This is a genomic window from Bilifractor sp. LCP19S3_H10 (genome assembly GCF_052119185.1).
In the GTDB taxonomy this organism is placed as follows: domain Bacteria; phylum Bacillota; class Clostridia; order Lachnospirales; family Lachnospiraceae; genus Bilifractor.
Genome location: NZ_JBQKFT010000020.1, coordinates 33190 through 51053, shown reverse-complemented (window position 1 = coordinate 51053; position 17864 = coordinate 33190). Strand labels below are relative to the sequence as shown.

The window sequence follows — 17864 nt, the reverse complement described above, 5'->3', positions numbered from 1 at the left end:
GAGCCAGGATCAAACTCTCATAAAAAAGATTGATTCGTTCAGAATTAACACTTGGCTAATTCATCCCTTTTTACTGTTTTAAAGGATCGTAATCAATTCGTTATCTCCCTGTGAACAGTTCGATAACCCGTTGAATACTTTCGATCGTTCAAACAAAAATTTTATAAAACTTCATTTGAATTTTCGAGGATGTGTTTTACTGTTCAGTTGTCAATGTTCATTCGTTCCAAATAACCAAATCCATTGTGTTGAAAAACTTTCAGCTCAATTAATTTTGGTTGAATTTGTTTGCTGCATCGCTGCAACGATGAATACTATATCATCATTGCAGGTGTGTGTCAACAACTTTTTTCACTTTTTTTAGCCTCTTCTCAATTGCAAAACTAAATTCCATCTCGGGGTGGAATTTAACCCTTCTAAAACCCGGGCGACGCAAATCAAGAATCTCCTATCATATTTTCATGCTTTTTTCAGTGCATTGAGGTACCCGATGGCTTCCCCGATGTTGGATACCGGTATCAGATTGATCGGTGAGCTTTCCCGGATTCCCGACAGAGCGCGCATACAGGATTTTGGAAGAATGACGGTCCGAAATCCCAGCTTCTGGGCTTCACGGACTCTTTGTTCTGCCATTGCCACGGAACGGATTTCTCCGGAGAGGCCGACTTCGCCGAAGACTACCGTGTCTGCGGGGATGGCAACATCTCTTGCGCTCGACGCGATCGCGAGAAGAATGCCCAAATCTACAGCAGGTTCTGTCATTTTCACTCCGCCGGTGATATTCACATAGGCATCGCTTTGTGACAGATTGATGTGTACTCTTTTTTCCAGGACGGCCATAAGGAGATTTACGCGATTATAATCCGTTCCGTTTGCGGTTCGTCTCGGAAATCCGAAATTGCTGCGGCACACCAGAGCCTGAATCTCAATCATGATGGGGCGAGTACCTTCCATTGAACAGGCGACGACAGAGCCGGATGCGTCAGTCGGTCTGCCGTCCAGCATGTACTGCGAAGGGTTCGCCACCTCTTTGAGCCCCTCTGCGCGCATCTCAAATACGCCGATTTCGTTTGTCGAGCCGAAACGGTTCTTTGCCGCGCGGAGGATCCGATAGGACTGACTTCTGTCCCCTTCAAAATACAGCACGGTGTCTACCATGTGCTCCAGAACTCTGGGTCCGGCGACATTTCCTTCCTTTGTCATATGCCCGACGATAAAAATCGGAATCAGCATGGTCTTCGCAATGCGGAGCAGCACGCCGGTCGATTCCCGGACCTGAGAGACATTTCCGGGCGATGACTGAATGTCCTCGTTGAACATCGTCTGAATGGAGTCAATGACTACCATGTCCGGTTTCTCATGTTCAATGACTCCCTCAATGTCGGTCAGGTTCGTTTCACACAGCAGCTTCAGATTGTCGCTGAAGCTTCCGATGCGCATAGATCTCAGTTTGATTTGCTGCAGGGACTCTTCTCCCGACACATAGAGCACCCGGACGCCCTTTGCGGTGAGATGCTGACACACTTGAAGAAGCAGGGTAGATTTTCCAATACCCGGGTCTCCGCCGATCAGAATCAGCGATCCTTTTACGATACCCCCGCCAAGTACACGGTCCATCTCACCAATATCTGTCCGGGTCCTCTGCCCGGATGAGACATCAATCTCCGAAAGTGATTTCGGTTTCAAGCGCCCGCTATTTCCTGCAGATGACAGCCCGGTGCTTCTCGTACCGGATTTCTTTGTCGAAACGAGTTCTTCCACAAACGTGTTCCACTGGTGGCAGGAGGGACACTGACCCATCCATTTTGCGGATTCATATCCGCAGTTCTGGCAGAAATAAGCGCTCTTTTTGTCTTTGCTCATGTAAAATCTCCTGAAAAAAGCTCCGGAATACTCCGGAGCCTGGTTTTAGTTCATATCAATTCCGCTTTACTTCGAGTTGGTTCAGACTTTCACAATCTTCACGTTTACGGATTTTCCTTCGCTGAGTTCAACACTGAAGGAGAGCTTTCCACCCATATTCGTGGTCATGTGTCCCACATTCACATCGTCGAGAAGAACCTGATATTCTGTATTCTCAGCGGCGCCAACCGTGATCTCTGCGTCTTCCGGTCCTTCCACAGAGAAGGAGATCTCCTGATCTGTGATCTTGAGATTTCTTACCGCAGTGCCGGGAACCGATTCGTATACGAAGGTCTCGTTGCATTCCAGTTTTGTGATTTCGCGGTAGGTTTTTACCTTGTACAAATTGCCCTTGAATTCGAAATCTCCCAGCTTTTTCTTTGCATCCAGCTCATAATTGCCAAAGCTCAGTGTTCCGTCATTTTCTGCGCGAAGCAGTTCCTTAACGACAGCCATTTTTTTATACTCCTTCTGCTTTTGATGAATATTCGTGTATCTGACTGGCAGATACGTTCGGCGGTCCGCCTTCCCTTCTCGCGCGGATGACGTGCCCACCATTTAATCTTTGCAAATATTATACGATATTCGTGTTTTTTTCTCAACAGGCAGGATTGTGAAATTGTGATGTACCGGCAGTTCGCTGCCCTTCGGCAATCATTTTTTCTGTGTCCGGAAGATAATCTTGTCATCACGGCAGCTCACCGAGACATGGTCTCCGCTCCGGATCGAGCCTTTTAGAATCTCTTCCGCGAGTGGATCCTCGATCCTGGTCTGGATGGCGCGTCTGAGCGGTCTTGCTCCGTATTTGCTGTTATAGCTTTTCTCGATGAGGCTATCCTTTGCCGACGCGGTGACAGTCAGACGAATGTTCATCTGATCGCTGCAGCGCCGAATCAGATCTCCCAGGAGAATATCGACAATCCGATGCATCTCCTTCTTGCCGAGGGAGTGGAACACCAGAATCTCATCGATACGGTTCAGAAACTCCGGGCGGAACATCTGACGGATCTCATCCATGACCTGATCCTTCATATCGCTGTAATTCCGTTCTTCGTTGTCCTCTGATAAAAATCCAAGATGCTTCGGCTGTACAATCCGGTTTGCGCCGGCATTAGAGGTCATGATGATAATGGTCTCCTTGAAGCTCACATTTCTTCCCTGCGCGTCGGTGATGTGTCCGTCGTCCAGCACCTGAAGAAGAATGTTGAAGACATCTGGATGTGCTTTTTCGATCTCATCGAAGAGGATGACACTGTACGGATGACGGCGCACTTTTTCAGAGAGCTGTCCGCCCTCATCGTACCCGACATAACCGGGCGGTGACCCGATCAGCTTGGATACGCTGTGCTTTTCCATGTACTCAGACATATCCACACGGATCATGGCGTCCTCACTTCCGAAGATTGCTTCCGCCAACGCCTTGGACAGTTCCGTCTTGCCGACACCGGTCGGACCCAGGAACAGGAACGAGCCGATCGGGCGATTCGGATCCTTCAGGCCGACCCGGCCTCTGCGAATTGCCCGCGAAACGGCAGACACTGCCTCATCCTGACCGATGACACGTTTATGCAGAATACTCTCGAGTCTCGCCAGTTTTCTTGATTCCGATTCCGCGATTTTTGAAACCGGAATTCTGGTCCACATGGATACCGTTTTTGCGACGTCCTCTGCGGTTACCTGTTTTCTTCTTCCGGAACCCTTCTTCTCACTTTTTTCCAGACAGCTCTCCAGTGTATTCTGCAGTTTCTGAACCCGGGAGGCGCTTGCAAAATCGTTTTTCCGGATAAAATCTTCCTTGATCCGGCGCATCTCAAGGATGCGGTCTTCCACAGACGCGCGATCTGCAGTGTTCCGGGTGAGCTTTTGTACGCTCTGCTCGAGTTCGTCCAAAGACTCTGACCCGACCCCGGCCCCGGCTGCGTCTGACGCAGTCCCCGGTTCATTCGCGGAGCCTGTTCTGCTGTCGGCAGTTTCTGCCGCCCGTCTGAAGTCCCCCAGCTGGACGCTCGAGGATGCCTCATCGATAAGATCGATGGCCTTGTCCGGCTGAAAACGGTCATTGATATAACGGGTGCTGAGGCGCACGGCCGCTTCCAGTGCCTCGTCCTGTATCTTTACGCCGTGATGTTCTTCATAAAGCGGACGGATTTCCCGAAGGATCTGAAGTGTCTGCTCCGGAGATGGCTCATCCACCGTAACAGGCTGAAATCTTCGTTCCAGCGCGGCATCCTTTTCAATGCGCTTGCGGTATTCCTCCGTTGTAGTCGCGCCAATCAGCTGGATCTCTCCCCTTGCAAGGGACGGTTTCAAAATATTCGATGCGTCCAGAGCTCCTTCTGCCCCTCCTGCGCCAATAATCGTATGGATTTCATCGATGAAGAGAAGAACGTTCCGGTCCGCGGTTACTTCTCCGATCACCTTCTTGATCCGTTCCTCAAATTCACCTCTGTACTTGGAACCTGCAACCATGGAAGAAAGGTCCAGTGTGACCAGGCGTTTGTCCGCCATGACATCCGGTACATTTCCCTCTGCGATTCGCTGGGCAAGTCCCTCTACAATTGCGGTTTTTCCCACCCCCGGTTCACCAATCAGGCACGGGTTGTTCTTTTTCCTGCGGCTGAGGATCTCGATGACGCGGGTGATTTCCCGCTCTCTTCCAATCACAGGATCCAGCAGGCGCTCACGCGCCATGGCCGTAAGATCTCTGCTGTATCGATCCAGCGTCGGTGTTTTGCCGCTCTGCTCACCGGATTCGGAACGGATATCGTCGACTTCGCTCTGCATCTGTTCCTCCGTCAGCCCGGCGGTTTTCATCAGAGCCAGATAGAGCTTCTGCATATTCACAATTTCCGTGGAATGAAGCAGCTTGTAGGCGACGGAATCAGAATCCCTAAGAATCGCCATCATGATATGTGTGGTCCCGGCCAGCCTGTGGCCCTCTTTGCCGGCAATCCGGACTGCCTCATCGAGTATCTTCTGTGCTTTTACCGTAAATTCCGGCTTGTAGCACACCGGCGAGTCTGCCGCCGGCACGATCATGGAGCTGATGAATTTGTTCAGAATTTCTTCTGTCACTCCAAAACTTTTGAGCACAGCCGCCGCAGTGCAGTTCTTCGTCCTGACAAGCCCGAAAAGGATATGTTCGGTTCCAATGTAGGACTGACTGTTGTCCGCCGCCATTTTCTTCGCGAGGGAAAGAGCTGTGCGCGCATTAGATGTAAACTGATTTTTCATATTGTTATCTCTTTTTCTCTTCTTTTCTCATCAGGTTTTCCGAACTTGATTTGAAAAAAGCCCGGGGATGCTTTTTCCCGGGCTGATCATTTCGGATTATTTATTTCTGCCGTGACAGTATTTGTATTTCTTGCCGCTTCCGCAAGGGCAGGGATCGTTTCGGCCGATTTTCTTCGGCTTCACAATCGTTCCGGACTTCTTCTGTTCGAGGTAAAGTGCCTTCTTCTTCTCCGCGGAAAAAATCAGGTCCCACTCCGGCAGGTTGTATAACCAGTCTGCCTTTGCGTCAACCATATTCTTGTAGAGCTTCTCCTTGTCGAAGCCGAGGTTTACCTCGGTATCCTCTGTCATGGTTTCAATCGGATTCGGCACCTTCAGAGAGTCGTTGATTCCGTCCAGAAATCCGGTCATCGTCATAACGTCGATCTTGTATCTATCCGCAAGCTCCTTGACCGTACCCTTTACTACCTCATTCGGGTTCGTCAGAAGCTTCTCATATATTCCCTTCTCAACGAGGAAATAATCCTGCCAGAACTTCTGAAGTTCATTCTTATCTGTCTCTCTATTGTAGGCAATTGCCTGCCAATCCTGTAATAAGGCCATTTCAAAATACCATCCTTCTGTTTTCTAAATGCCGCGCGGCTGTCTTCGGATCCGCCCCAAACGATAGGATGCCGCAAGCATTCTAAAACAGTATAGATGAATCCGCAGAGAATTTCAAGTCTGGGAACTTCTCGTTCTCGTTTCCGCTTTGCACGGAAGTCCTGTCTGAAACCTTCTCATTTCTGCTTTGTCTGTGGACTTTTCTCTTCCTCTCCGGAAGCATCCTCGGTGTCTTCCATCCGTTCCGGCAGCAGCGTCACAAGGGTATTCTCGATCCTGTGATCCTGAATACGGTACACGCGGATATGCATGGCGTCCGTATCCAGCTCGAAATGGCTTCCGTCCTCGGGGACGTAACCGAGGCGGCCAAGAATATAGCCTCCGAAGGTGTCGTAGTCCTCGTCGGGAAGATTTCTGCCAAGGGCCTGATTTACCTCGTCGAGGGATGCGCCTCCCTGAATTCGCCAGGTTGTCGGAGAAATCTTGATGATGTCGTCCGGCTCATCCGTCTCATCGTCTTCCGTAAGATCCCCTACGAGAACCTCGAGCAGATCCTTCATGGTGATCACGCCGTCCATTCCGCCATATTCGTCCAGAACGATGGCAAAGTAATTGCCTGTGGTCTTCATGTGCTGAAACATAACATCCGCCTTGACAGAACCGGGTACGAAATAGGCAGGATCGACCGCGCAGGCCATAATCTCCTCTTGTGTTGCGCCGCGAAGGCGGAAATAATCCTTCGCATCCAGAACGCCAAGTACATTGTCCGGAGTTTCCCGTACAACCGGGAACTGGTCGTGACGGCTCTCATGAATGGTTTTCTCCCACTCCTCGAGCGGATCCTCCTCGTACAGGCAGGCGACATCCTTTCTGTGTGTGCAGATCTCATCGACAGAGATGTCATCGAACTCGAAGACATTGCGGATCATCTCCTGCTCATCCGAATTGATGTTGCCGTGCATGGTTCCCCGGTCTACCATCATCTTGATTTCGTCCTCCGTCACGTTCATTCTCTGACTCGCCGGATCGATCCCGTTGAGCCTGAGGATTCCGTTTGAGATACTAGAAATAATTTCAGTAAGCGGGAAAAAAATCACGCCGAAGAAGCGATACCATCCGGCCAGATCACATGCGGTCCTGGCTGTTTTTCTTCCGGCAAATGCTCTTGGAAGAATACTGGTGAGAATCATCAGAATGGCAGTAAACACAAGGACACAGATCACTGTGACGGCTGCCCGGGCAGCGCCATCGCCTGCGCTTATTCCCAGTGCTCCGCAGAGCTTATCCAGACAGACTGCGGTCAGCGCAGCTGAGCTCCCCACGATACAGAGCATATTCAGTGTGTGAATCGAGGTGAGAAATCTTCCGGAATTTCCTTTCAATTTCTGAAGATAGGGAACCGCCGCATTTTCTTCTTCCTTCAATTCATCAATCTGTGTGTCTGTCAGCGCAAGTACGGCCGTCTCACAGGCGGTAAATACTGCCGAAAGCGCAATCATCAGGATCGTCAGGATAACGTACCATATCCAGGGACCACTGTCCATTCGTTATTTCCTCCAAATCAATCGTTTATACGTTGTATAGAAAAACATTGCCGTATGTCAAACGAGATAAAACACGCTGCGCGAGTTTTATCTCGCTATCGCGGCGCTCGCCGCACACGAATACTTCGCATTCGGCTGCGGCTCACTGTTCGCGTAAACAAAGAGGCTTCCGAAACGGAAGCCTCTGATCCAAAATCACCCGATGAAATTTCAAACCTGAAACCATCTGATGAAATTCAAAAATTCCAAAGTGTATTATCTGAAGTAATTTACACCGGATTCAAAAAGCTTCATGTCTTTTTCACCGTAGATGTTGACGGATACCCCGTCTCCGCGGCGTTCCGCATGGCACATCTTGCCGTATACGCGTCCGTCCGGGCTGGTGATTCCCTCAATGTTGAAGTAGGAGCCGTTGATGTTCCAGTATTCATCATCGGTGAAGTTCCCATCGAGATCACAGTATCTGGTGGCAATCTGACCATTCTCCTGAAGTCTGCGGATCCACTCGGAGTTCGCCGCGAATCTTCCTTCTCCGTGAGAAGCAGGCATCGTGTAAATGCCTCCCAGCTCTGTTCCGGCAAGCCATGGGGATTTATTGGACACAACCTTGACATAAGCCATCTTGGAAATATGCCGATGAATGGTGTTGAAGGTCAGCGTCGGCGAGTCCTCCTTCTGACCCGTAATCTCGCCGTTCGGTACAAGACCGAGCTTGATCAGTGCCTGGAAGCCGTTGCAAATGCCCAGAGCAAGTCCGTCTCTCTTCTGCAGGAGGTCATTTACCGCTTCCTTTATGCTTGCGTTCTGGAAAGCCGTCGCGAAGAACTTGGCAGATCCATCCGGCTCATCGCCGGCAGAGAAACCACCCGGGAACATGATGATCTGGGACTGTTCAATCGCCTTGCGGAACTCCTCCACAGAATCCACGATATCTGTTGCGCTCAGATTGCGGAATACCTTTGTGATGGTTCTGGCTCCGGCCGCCTCGAAGACTCTCGCGCTGTCGTACTCGCAGTTGGTTCCCGGGAATACAGGGATGAATACGGTCGGCTGCGCGAGCTTGTGGCCGCACACATAGATGCTGTCTGCTTTAAATAATCCCTTGTCCTCAACGCCGGTATCCTTTGCGGGAACGCCGGAAACGGTCTTGAACACGCCGCTCAATGTCCCGTTCCACGCGTTCAGAGCGTCGTCCATGGAAATAGCCGTATTGCAGTAACGGAACACACCGTCTCCATTTACCTCACCGATGACCGTGTAAGTTGAAGCAAGCTTGCCGACCTGATCGGAAGGTACCTCAAGGATAAGGTCTCCGAGATACGGACTGAAGAGGTCTCTCGCATCCACACTGTGATCAATGGTAACGCCGAGCTTATTGCCAAAGGCCATCTTGCTTACCGCGACAGCAATTCCGCTTCTCTCGACAACGTAGGCAGCTTTGACCCGTCCTGCCTCTGTGTCTTCATGTACCCTGCTGTACAGATCCATAACCTGATCATAGACCGGCAGCTCATACTGATTCTTCGGTATGCGGATCCAGACCAGTTTGTCTCCCGGGGTCTTCAGCTCCGGTGTGATCACATCCTTCAGTTCCGCGACATCTACCGCGAAGGATACAAGCGTCGGCGGAACATCGATGTCATTGAAGGTACCGGACATGCTGTCCTTGCCGCCGATGGAAGCAAGACCGTACTCGATCTGTGCCTCATACGCGCCGAGAAGAGCCGCGAACGGCTGGCTCCACCGCTCCGGATCCTCGGTCATTCTGCGGAAGTATTCCTGGAAGGTGAAATGAATTTTGTGGAAATCACCGCCTGCCGCGACAATTTTCGCGATGGACTGTGTCACAGCGTAAACTGCTCCGTGATACGGGCTCCAGCTTGACACATAGGGATCGAAGCCATAGGCCATCATGGTGACGGTATTGGTCTTCAGATCCGGAACCGGAACCTTGGCGATCATGCTCTGCGTCTCGGTCAGCTGATATTTTCCTCCGTAAGGCATCAGAACGCTCGCAGCGCCGATCGAGGAATCGAACATCTCAACCAGCCCCTTCTGAGAGCATGCATTCAGATCCTTGAGAGAATCCAGCCATTTTACCTTTACGTCGTCAATGTCTCCGCTTCTCTTAAGAACGCTGTCTGCTTTATTCGGAATATCGACCTTTACATCGGTCTCCTGATGCGCGCCGTTGGTATCCAGGAAGGCGCGGGACAGATCCGTGATGGTCTTTCCTCTCCAGTTCATCACAAGGCGCGGCTCTTCTGTAACGACAGCGACCTTAACCGCCTCGAGATTCTCTTCGTGTGCGTACTTCAGGAACTGATCCGCATCCTTTGGAGATACTACCACTGCCATCCGCTCCTGGGATTCGGAGATTGCCAGCTCTGTGCCGTCAAGACCCGCATACTTCTTCGGAACCTTATCCAGGTCGATCCGGAGTCCGGGAGCAAGTTCACCGATGGCAACGGAAACACCGCCTGCGCCAAAGTCGTTGCACTTCTTGATGATGTGACTGACCTCCGGGCGGCGGAACATTCTCTGCAGCTTACGCTCTGTCGGCGCATTACCTTTCTGGACCTCTGCGCCGCAGGTCTCAAGGGACTGTGTGGTATGAATCTTGGAGGATCCCGTCGCTCCGCCGATTCCGTCACGGCCGGTTCTGCCTCCGAGCAGAATGATGATGTCGCCCGGGTCCGAATTCAGCCTCTGCACCGCTCTTCTCGGAGCCGCGCCCATCACCGCGCCGATCTCCATACGCTTCGCCACGTAATTCGGGTGGTAGATTTCCTTGACATAGCCGGTCGCAAGGCCGATCTGGTTTCCGTAGGAGCTGTAGCCGTGCGCAGCCTGTCTCGTCAGCGTCTTCTGCGGGAGTTTGCCCTTCATGGTTTCGGAAACAGGAACGGTTGGGTCCGCTGCTCCAGTGACGCGCATCGCCTGATACACATAGGTTCTTCCGGAAAGCGGATCACGGATCGCGCCGCCCAGACAGGTCGCAGCGCCGCCGAAGGGTTCAATCTCTGTCGGATGGTTGTGCGTCTCATTCTTGAAATTGATGAGCCACTCCTCATACTTTCCGTCTACATCGACCGGAACGATGATGCTGCAGGCATTGATCTCATCTGATTCCTCCTGATCGGTCAGCTTTCCATCCGCCTTCAGCTTCTTTGCTGCAAGGCATGCCAGATCCATCAGGCAGATATATTTTCCGTTTCTTCCTTTATAAAGGACGTCAAAATCATGACGATACCGGTTGTAGCTGTCCTCAATCGGAGCCCTGTAATCACCGTCACCGAACGCGATGTTCTTCAGCTCGGTCGAGAATGTGGTGTGACGGCAATGATCAGACCAGTAGGTATCCAGCACGCGAATCTCGGTAACGGTCGGGTTTCTCTTCTCATCGTTTGCGAAATAATCCTGAATGAATTTGAAATCCTTAAAGGTCATGGCCAGGTTGAGGGACTGATAGAGATCCTGCAGCGCGTTCTCGTCCATCTCGATAAATCCGTCAAATACCTTCACGTCTGCCGGCTCTTCAAAGCTCATCACGAGGGTTTCCGGCTTCTCGGCGGCACTTTCACGGGAATCAACCGGATTGATGCAGTGTCCCTTGATCACCTCCATGTCCTTGTCGCTCACATCTCCGTCAATGACATAAGTGGTGGCAGTGCGGATAATCGGCTGTTCATCGCCCTTCAGGAACTGTACACATTGCACGGCGGAATCGGCTCTCTGGTCGAACTGGCCTGGGAGGTATTCCACAGAGAATACATGTGCGTTCTCCGCCTTCGGAAAATCCTCCTTGTACAGAGTATCAACCGGCGGCTCGGCAAATACGACATGGCATGCCTTTTCGAATACCTCGTCGCTGATGTTCTCGACATCATACCGGATAAGGATTCTGACATCGTTCACACCGGAAACGCCCATATAATGACGGATCTCGTGGCTTAATTCCTTTGCCTGACCGGCAAACTCCGGTTTCTTCTCAACATATACACGTCTTACCTGGCTCATTCTTGCTGTCCTTTCCTATTTCTGAAAGTATAGACTGTTACGGCATCTGTATGGAAGGTCTTCATAAAGCCGGATTTTCCCGTCCCTGAAGGCCGATCCGCATATTCAGATACAGAATAACACAGTTTTCCCGACAAGTAAAATCAAAAACAGGCGATCTGCGGGCCAATTTTTTTCATAAAAAATTCATCTTCTTCTCACCAACACGGTGAACTACTCCGACTTATAGAAGTCGGAGCTTCCTGCTTCAACCACTACTGCGTTGGCTACGATGATACGTAACTCAATGTCTTACACAATGTCTACAGGCGTATAAGTTCGGGCTATTCCATCCCTACTATATATTTTGTTTAGGCTGTTTCAGCAAGTAATCGTAATCCCTCATGCAGGATATTGATTGCTGCATTCTGGTCACGGCTCATAGTGAGCCCACAATCGCATTTTATGATACGTGTCTGCAAATTTTTCATCTCCGGATGGATCTTACCGCAACAATGACATCGCTGCGAGGAAGGAAACCACTTATCTACTTTGACAAGATACTTATTTCTATCAGACAGCTTGTATTCAAGCATCGAAAGAAACATTCCATATCCATTGTCGAGAGTGGCTTTTCCGTTACCGAACCCATGATTTGCCATAGATCGCATATTCAATGTCTCCACACAAACAACATCATACTGATTGGCTATCTTAGTAGATATTTTGTGTAGATGATCCAGCCGCTGATTAGCAATATGTCTATGAACATTATTCACTTTACGGAGTTGTTTGAGATAATTATTTGACTTTATCTCATTCTTTTTAGAGCCTGCTTTTCGTGATAGCTTACGCTGTTCTTTTGCCAGTTTTCTGTGACTTTCACGATAGTATTTGTGGCTTGAGCCGACAATACCATTATTGTCTACATATAAGCCATCCGACGCATAATCAAGTCCGATCGCATTTGTCTTGTCGGCTATATAACCGTTTTCGACCAGCTCAAATTCAAAAAGAACAGCGGTATAGAATTTTCCATCTGATTCCTGGGAAATCGTAGCGGATTTTATGATCCATCTGTTATCAGGAATACGGTGGATCACAGCTTTGATTTTACCAACCTTTGGAAGTTTGATATACCTGTTGTCTATAATCGCAACCGTACCTTTCTGGTTGTTTGTCGTATAAGATTTTCGGCTATGTTTTTTGGATTTGAACTTTGGAAAATCATTTTTCTTCTTACGGGTTTTGCTAAAAGCATTGCGAAAAGCTGCCTGCAGATCCAGCTGCTTATTGGCGAGAGCAAGACTATCGACTTCCTTGAGATATGGATAATCTTTCTTATACTTTGCCGGTGTAACCGTTGGGAATTTACCAGTTGCTTTATACCCTTCCACCTTATCTGCGAGCATGAGATTATAAACCTTACGGCAGCAGCCAAAGGTTTTTGCAAACATGATCTTTTGTTCCGTTGTAGGATATATCCGATACTTAATTGCCCTGTTTGCCATCTTTCTTACCCTGAGATTGAATGTATTGCCTGATAATGTCTACAGCAGCTCCTCCTGTAGTCAGCAAACAAAAACTTTGTGACCAAAACATCTCTTTCCAAAGGGATTTACATATCATAGGAAATTCTTTCTTTATGATACGGCTGCTTGCAGATTTATAGGCATTGATAAATTTACTGATTTCTGTATTTGGCTGTCCTCTAAAAAGAATATGAACATGATCCACATCATGATTCCATTCTTCCAATGTTATGTTATATGTAGGAGCGATCCTCACAAATATTTCTTTCAGACGTATAGAAATCTCGTCATCGATTACCTTATTCCGGTATTTTACGCACATGATAAGATGATAGTGCAGCATGAATACCGAATGATTATTTGTGTCTAATTGCATTGTATTTATAACCCCTATGATAAGTACGACTGACCTATTTATAATCAGATTATAACATAGCAAGACACCAAAGTCAAAAACGCCGTGTTTATCGCAATTCATCCCGCCACCTATAGTGGTGAGGGATTTCTTGCTTACGGCGTGTTAAAACTTAATAAAATTTTATTATTTCATCTTTACAGAACGGGTCTTTCGAAGCAAAATATAGCTTGTCAATCAGAGTCCTGATACGTGACGTTGAAATCGTTGAAATACGTGACGTTGAAAAGTACAGATTTGGGAGTTGGAATATGGTAATACATGCAGTTCTGCTTGCACTCGGCATAGTGGTTGGATTGTTTCTGTTCTATCTTTGGGGTATTCATCCGAGAATCGATGGAAAGAGAAAACAGAAAACGCTGGATCTGGCAAGATGGGATTTTGCCCACCGCGGCCTGTGGGATATGACGCAGAACATCCCGGAGAATTCGCTGCCCGCATTTGCGCGGGCCGCTGACCAGGGATACGCGATTGAGCTTGACGTGCATCTGACGAAAGACAAGAAACTCGTCGTTTTTCACGATGACTCCCTGATGCGTGTCTGTCATGTCCGGGGAACCTGTGAACGTATGAATGCGGAAGATCTCATGAAGCTTTCTCTTTCCTTCACGGAACATCATATGCCGCTGCTGGAAGATGTCCTGCGCCTGGTAAATGGAAGGGTCCCGCTTCTGATAGAGCTGAAGCTTCCTTCGGTCAGCACGGAGATCTGCCGCTATGTGTATGATCTTCTCAAGGATTATCAGGGTTCCTGCCTGATTGAATCCTTCAATCCGCTTGGTCTAAGGAAATACAAGCAGCTGGATCCTGACGCGATTGTCGGACAGCTTTCCGGTAAATACACGGCAAAAGACAGGCTGAATCCGCTGATCGCCCTTCTATCCTCGTCACTTCTGGTCAATGCACTCAGCAGGCCTGACTTTGTGGCTTATAACTTCCGCACGTCTGATGCCTTTGGTTTTTATCTGAATCAGAACCTGTTCCGGATTCCTGTTTTTGCCTGGACGGTGAGGACTTCCGAGGAATTCCGGAAATGCAGACATGCCTATGACGGAATCATTTTTGAAAAATTTCTGCCGGCTGAAATTGCATGATGAAAATTGAGGGTAAAATCAATGATTGAAGAACCGGGATACCTCAATGCCCTGAATGATTAAGGAGGATTTTTTATGCTGACATCTGTAGCGGCGTTTTTCCGATCCAGAAAACAGTTCTGGATTCTTCCCGCCTATGCGGTCTTCTATTCTCTTGTATTTCGTTATCTTGAGAAAGCCATCCGGAATCCGGGAAGCTATCATCTGATCTACTGCCCGCTCGACCGGTATATACCTTTTAATGAATATTTTGTTGTGTTCTATTTTTCCTGGTTTGTATTCATGTTTCTTGTGTTCGGATTTTTCACCGCAATCAACCGGGATGTAACGGAATATCACCGCTTCCTCCTCTATCTGTTCTCGGGGATGACCATTTTCCTGATTGTCTCCGCGATCTATCCGAACGGATTGGATATTCGTCCCGCAGCGCTTCCGAATCACAACATCTTCAGCCGGATGGTCGCCAGGCTGTATCAGATGGATACTCCCACCAATGTTTTTCCGAGTATCCACGTATATAATTCCCTCTCCGCTGCCCTGGCAGTCAATAACTGCAAGATGCTGAAGAATTACAAGGGCCTCCGGATCGGAACCTTTACGCTGGCATTTCTGATCATTCTCTCCACGGTGTTTCTGAAACAGCATTCCGTATACGATGTCGCCGGAGGAGTTTTCATGAGCATTATTCTCTATCGTCTGATTTACCAGCCGGCAGAAGCTGCGGAACCTCAGACAGAGGCTGACGGCTTTGCTCCGTCCGGGCGGTGAATGATCCAGGCAGACAGCCAGCAGCTGTTTTCCTGACCTGCTGTATATTCTTGAATGCTTAAAACAAATCAAAAAACAAATTCCATACAGGATTTAGTTCCATGAAACAAATGAATCCCATGGATCACATGAATCTCATGAAACACATGATCCTGCAAATTCAGAAGCGAGATAAAACACGCTGCGCGAGTTTTATCTCGCTATCGCGTCGCTCGCCGCACACGAATACTTCGCATTCGGCTGCGGCTCACTGTTCGCGTAAATGACAAAGGCGGATATCAGATATCCGCCTTTACTTTCTTCAATTTGGCGAAGGATGCAAACATCCTCTTGATGCCGAAGTTTTCAAAATCGACCGTCACCTCGTAGTCTCTCGGTCCGTCCTTGATCTCTTTCACTGTTCCGATTCCGAACTTCACATGTCTGACCGTGTCTCCGGTCTGATAATCCAGATGATCCGGCTTTGATACCCGGAATTCTTCCAGGCGGAACCGGCCCTTCGCGTTCTTTCCGCCCGGACGGGATACGGACGGATTCCGGTATCCGGAGCTGCCATAACCGGAGCTGCCGTAGCCGGATGCACCGAACCGGTTTTTCTCTGCTCCGGATGCGCCGTATCCGCTACCGGACACTCCGCCTGAAATGCCATATCCATATTCGGATCCCCTGCCGCCTGACAAGCCATATCCGTTTCCGGACGCTCCGCCTCCTGTCCGGTCATATCCGCTTTCCTGTCTGCCCATGCCCATGATATCATCAAAGGACAGCTTCGGAGGATTCAGGAAATTCCGGGTGTCTGTCGTCTCCCGCTCCAGCTCGATATATTCCCGCGGGATTTCCCTCACGAATCGCGATGCCTTCAGGAACTGCGGCTCGCCTCTCACCATCCGCATGCGGACCGCCGTCATCGTAAGATCCTTTCTGGCCCGTGTGATTCCTACATAGCACAGGCGGCGCTCCTCTTCCATTTCCTCCGTGTCATGTTCACTGATCGAAAGGTAGCTCGGGAAAGTATTTTCCTCCATTCCGGCCATGTAGACATTATCAAATTCCAGCCCCTTCGCGCTGTGCAGCGTCATCAGGAGCACATAATCGCTGTCCTCCTCTACGCTGTCGATGTCTGCCACGAGTGAGACCTGCTGCAGAAAATCCGAGAGCGAGGGTGTCTCCGCTGAAGTTGTGTAATCCTCCGTCTTGGAAATCAATTCATTGATGTTCTCGATGCGGGCCTTTGCCTCATCGTCTCCCTGCGCCTCCAGCTCCGCGACATAACCCGTCTCCGAGATGATCAGCTCAAGAATTTCGCGGACAGTGTAGCCGTCCGCGTTCAGGCTCCGGTATTTTTCAATCAGGTTTGTGAATCCGCGGATCTTTCCCGCGGCACGTGACATGCCTGGGATCCGGTCCACCTCCAGAAGAGCATCGTAGAAGCCGATGTTCTTCTCCTGCGCGTACTGCTCCACCTTACCGATGGAGGTCTGCCCGATTCCCCGCTTCGGAATGTTGATGATCCGTTCGACGGCGAGGTCATCGCTGCCGTTGTCTACCGTCTTCAGATAAGAGAGCAGATCCTTGATCTCCCTGCGGGCATAGAAATTGATGGCACCGACAATCTTGTACGGGATATTCCGGGCGATAAATTTTTCCTCGAAGATACGGGACATTGCGTTTGTCCGGTACAGGACCGCAAAATCATGATACGCCATTCCATCCCGGCTGCACTTGCTGCTGATGTCGCGGGCAATATACTCTGCCTCCTGATATCCGTCGTCAAACTCACGAAAATGGATCTTTGATCCCTCTGTGTTCTCGGTCCAGAGCTTTTTCTTCTTTCGGCCGACGTTGTGAGCGATTACTTCGTTCGCCGCATTCAGGATGTTCTGCGTAGACCGGTAGTTCTGCTCCAGTCGGATCACCTTCGCGCCGGGATATTCCTTTTCAAAGTTGAGAATATTGCGTATGTTTGCTCCCCGGAACTTATAGATGGACTGGTCATCGTCACCGACTACACAGAGGTTGCGGTACCGCGAGGCCAGAAGCTTCACAAAAAGGAACTGAACGGTATTGGTATCCTGGTACTCGTCGATCATGATGTACCGGAATTTTTCCTGATAATAGGACAGGACATCCGGCTCCCGGCGGAACAGCTCGACGGTCAGTACCAGAAGATCATCAAAATCCAGCGCGTTATTCTCCTTCAGCCGCTTCTGGTAGGCATAATAGCATCTCGCATACTGCTTTTCGACCCATCCGGACGCATTTTTCTCATATTCCTCCGGTCCGATCATCTCGTTTTTTGCCGAGGAAATCTGACGAAGAATCGCCTTCTCCTTATAGACCTTCGGATCCAGCTCCAGCAGGCGGATTACCTCCTTCATGACCTGTCTGCTGTCATCCGTGTCATAGATGGTGAAGTTATTCTCGTAGCCGATAAGATTGATGTATCTCCTCAAAATCCTGCAGCAGGTAGAATGAAAGGTGGAAATCCAGATGCTCTCGGATCCGGCCGTCACCAGCTGATCGACGCGCTCCCGCATCTCTCCCGCCGCCTTGTTCGTGAAGGTGATCGCCATGATATTCCACGGACTCACCTGTCTCTGGGAAATGAGGTACGCGACCCGACAGGTCAGCGTCCGTGTTTTTCCGGAGCCTGCGCCCGCCAGAATCAGAAGCGGCCCTTCCGTCGTTGTGACCGCCTCCCGCTGCGGGGCGTTTAAACTGCTCAATATGTCATTCATGAATCAATTCCTGTCTTTATTTCTGCGAAATTCCT

At 49.6% G+C, this 17864-nt stretch carries 11 protein-coding genes; 2 read left to right on the top strand and 9 right to left on the bottom strand.

Translation table 11 applies throughout. The features are described 5' to 3' along the window. Nucleotides 1-459 precede the first annotated feature (459 nt). From radA to tnpA, 8 genes are all read right to left on the bottom strand, one after another. Nucleotides 460-1863, bottom strand: a complete 1404-nt coding sequence (gene radA, locus ACTQZS_RS13010) for a DNA repair protein RadA (RefSeq protein WP_441476186.1) — start codon at nt 1861-1863, stop codon at nt 460-462. An 81-nt stretch (nt 1864-1944) separates the two neighbouring features. Next, nucleotides 1945-2358 (bottom strand): endosialidase, encoded by a 414-nt coding sequence (locus ACTQZS_RS13005; protein ID WP_441476185.1) that lies wholly within the window; start codon nt 2356-2358, stop codon nt 1945-1947. A gap of 198 nt (nt 2359-2556) precedes the next feature. Beyond that, on the bottom strand, nt 2557-5136 hold the full coding sequence (locus tag ACTQZS_RS13000; RefSeq protein ID WP_441476184.1) for an ATP-dependent Clp protease ATP-binding subunit: 2580 nt from the start codon (nt 5134-5136) through the stop codon (nt 2557-2559). A 96-nt stretch (nt 5137-5232) separates the two neighbouring features. Continuing rightward, nucleotides 5233-5739, bottom strand: coding sequence for an SEC-C metal-binding domain-containing protein (locus ACTQZS_RS12995; protein ID WP_441476183.1), 507 nt, complete (start codon nt 5737-5739; stop codon nt 5233-5235). Nucleotides 5740-5915: 176 nt separating this feature from the next. Beyond that, complete coding sequence (locus tag ACTQZS_RS12990; protein ID WP_441476182.1) at nt 5916-7283, bottom strand: hemolysin family protein; 1368 nt, start codon at nt 7281-7283, stop codon at nt 5916-5918. Nucleotides 7284-7538: 255 nt separating this feature from the next. Then, nucleotides 7539-11303 (bottom strand): phosphoribosylformylglycinamidine synthase, encoded by a 3765-nt coding sequence (locus ACTQZS_RS12985; RefSeq protein ID WP_441476181.1) that lies wholly within the window; start codon nt 11301-11303, stop codon nt 7539-7541. Between the two features lie 350 nt (nt 11304-11653). After that, nucleotides 11654-12793 (bottom strand): RNA-guided endonuclease TnpB family protein, encoded by a 1140-nt coding sequence (locus ACTQZS_RS12980; protein WP_441476180.1) that lies wholly within the window; start codon nt 12791-12793, stop codon nt 11654-11656. Then, a complete protein-coding gene (gene tnpA / locus ACTQZS_RS12975) occupies nt 12774-13190 on the bottom strand; it encodes an IS200/IS605 family transposase (RefSeq protein ID WP_441476179.1) in 417 nt (138 codons plus the stop codon). Before tnpA ends, ACTQZS_RS12980 begins: the two co-directional genes overlap by 20 nt. A gap of 290 nt (nt 13191-13480) precedes the next feature. Between tnpA and ACTQZS_RS12970 the strand changes: the two genes are divergently transcribed. Continuing rightward, nucleotides 13481-14323: a glycerophosphodiester phosphodiesterase family protein gene (locus ACTQZS_RS12970; protein WP_441476178.1), complete on the top strand. Its 843-nt coding sequence runs from the start codon at nt 13481-13483 to the stop codon at nt 14321-14323. Between the two features lie 75 nt (nt 14324-14398). Continuing rightward, complete coding sequence (locus tag ACTQZS_RS12965; RefSeq protein WP_441476177.1) at nt 14399-15091, top strand: phosphatase PAP2 family protein; 693 nt, start codon at nt 14399-14401, stop codon at nt 15089-15091. A gap of 278 nt (nt 15092-15369) precedes the next feature. Here the strand turns inward: ACTQZS_RS12965 and pcrA are convergent, their stop codons facing one another. Further along, the gene (pcrA, locus tag ACTQZS_RS12960) at nt 15370-17829 is read right to left on the bottom strand and encodes a DNA helicase PcrA (RefSeq protein ID WP_441476176.1); all 2460 of its coding nucleotides are present in this window, start codon (nt 17827-17829) and stop codon (nt 15370-15372) included. Nucleotides 17830-17864: the final 35 nt, after the last annotated feature.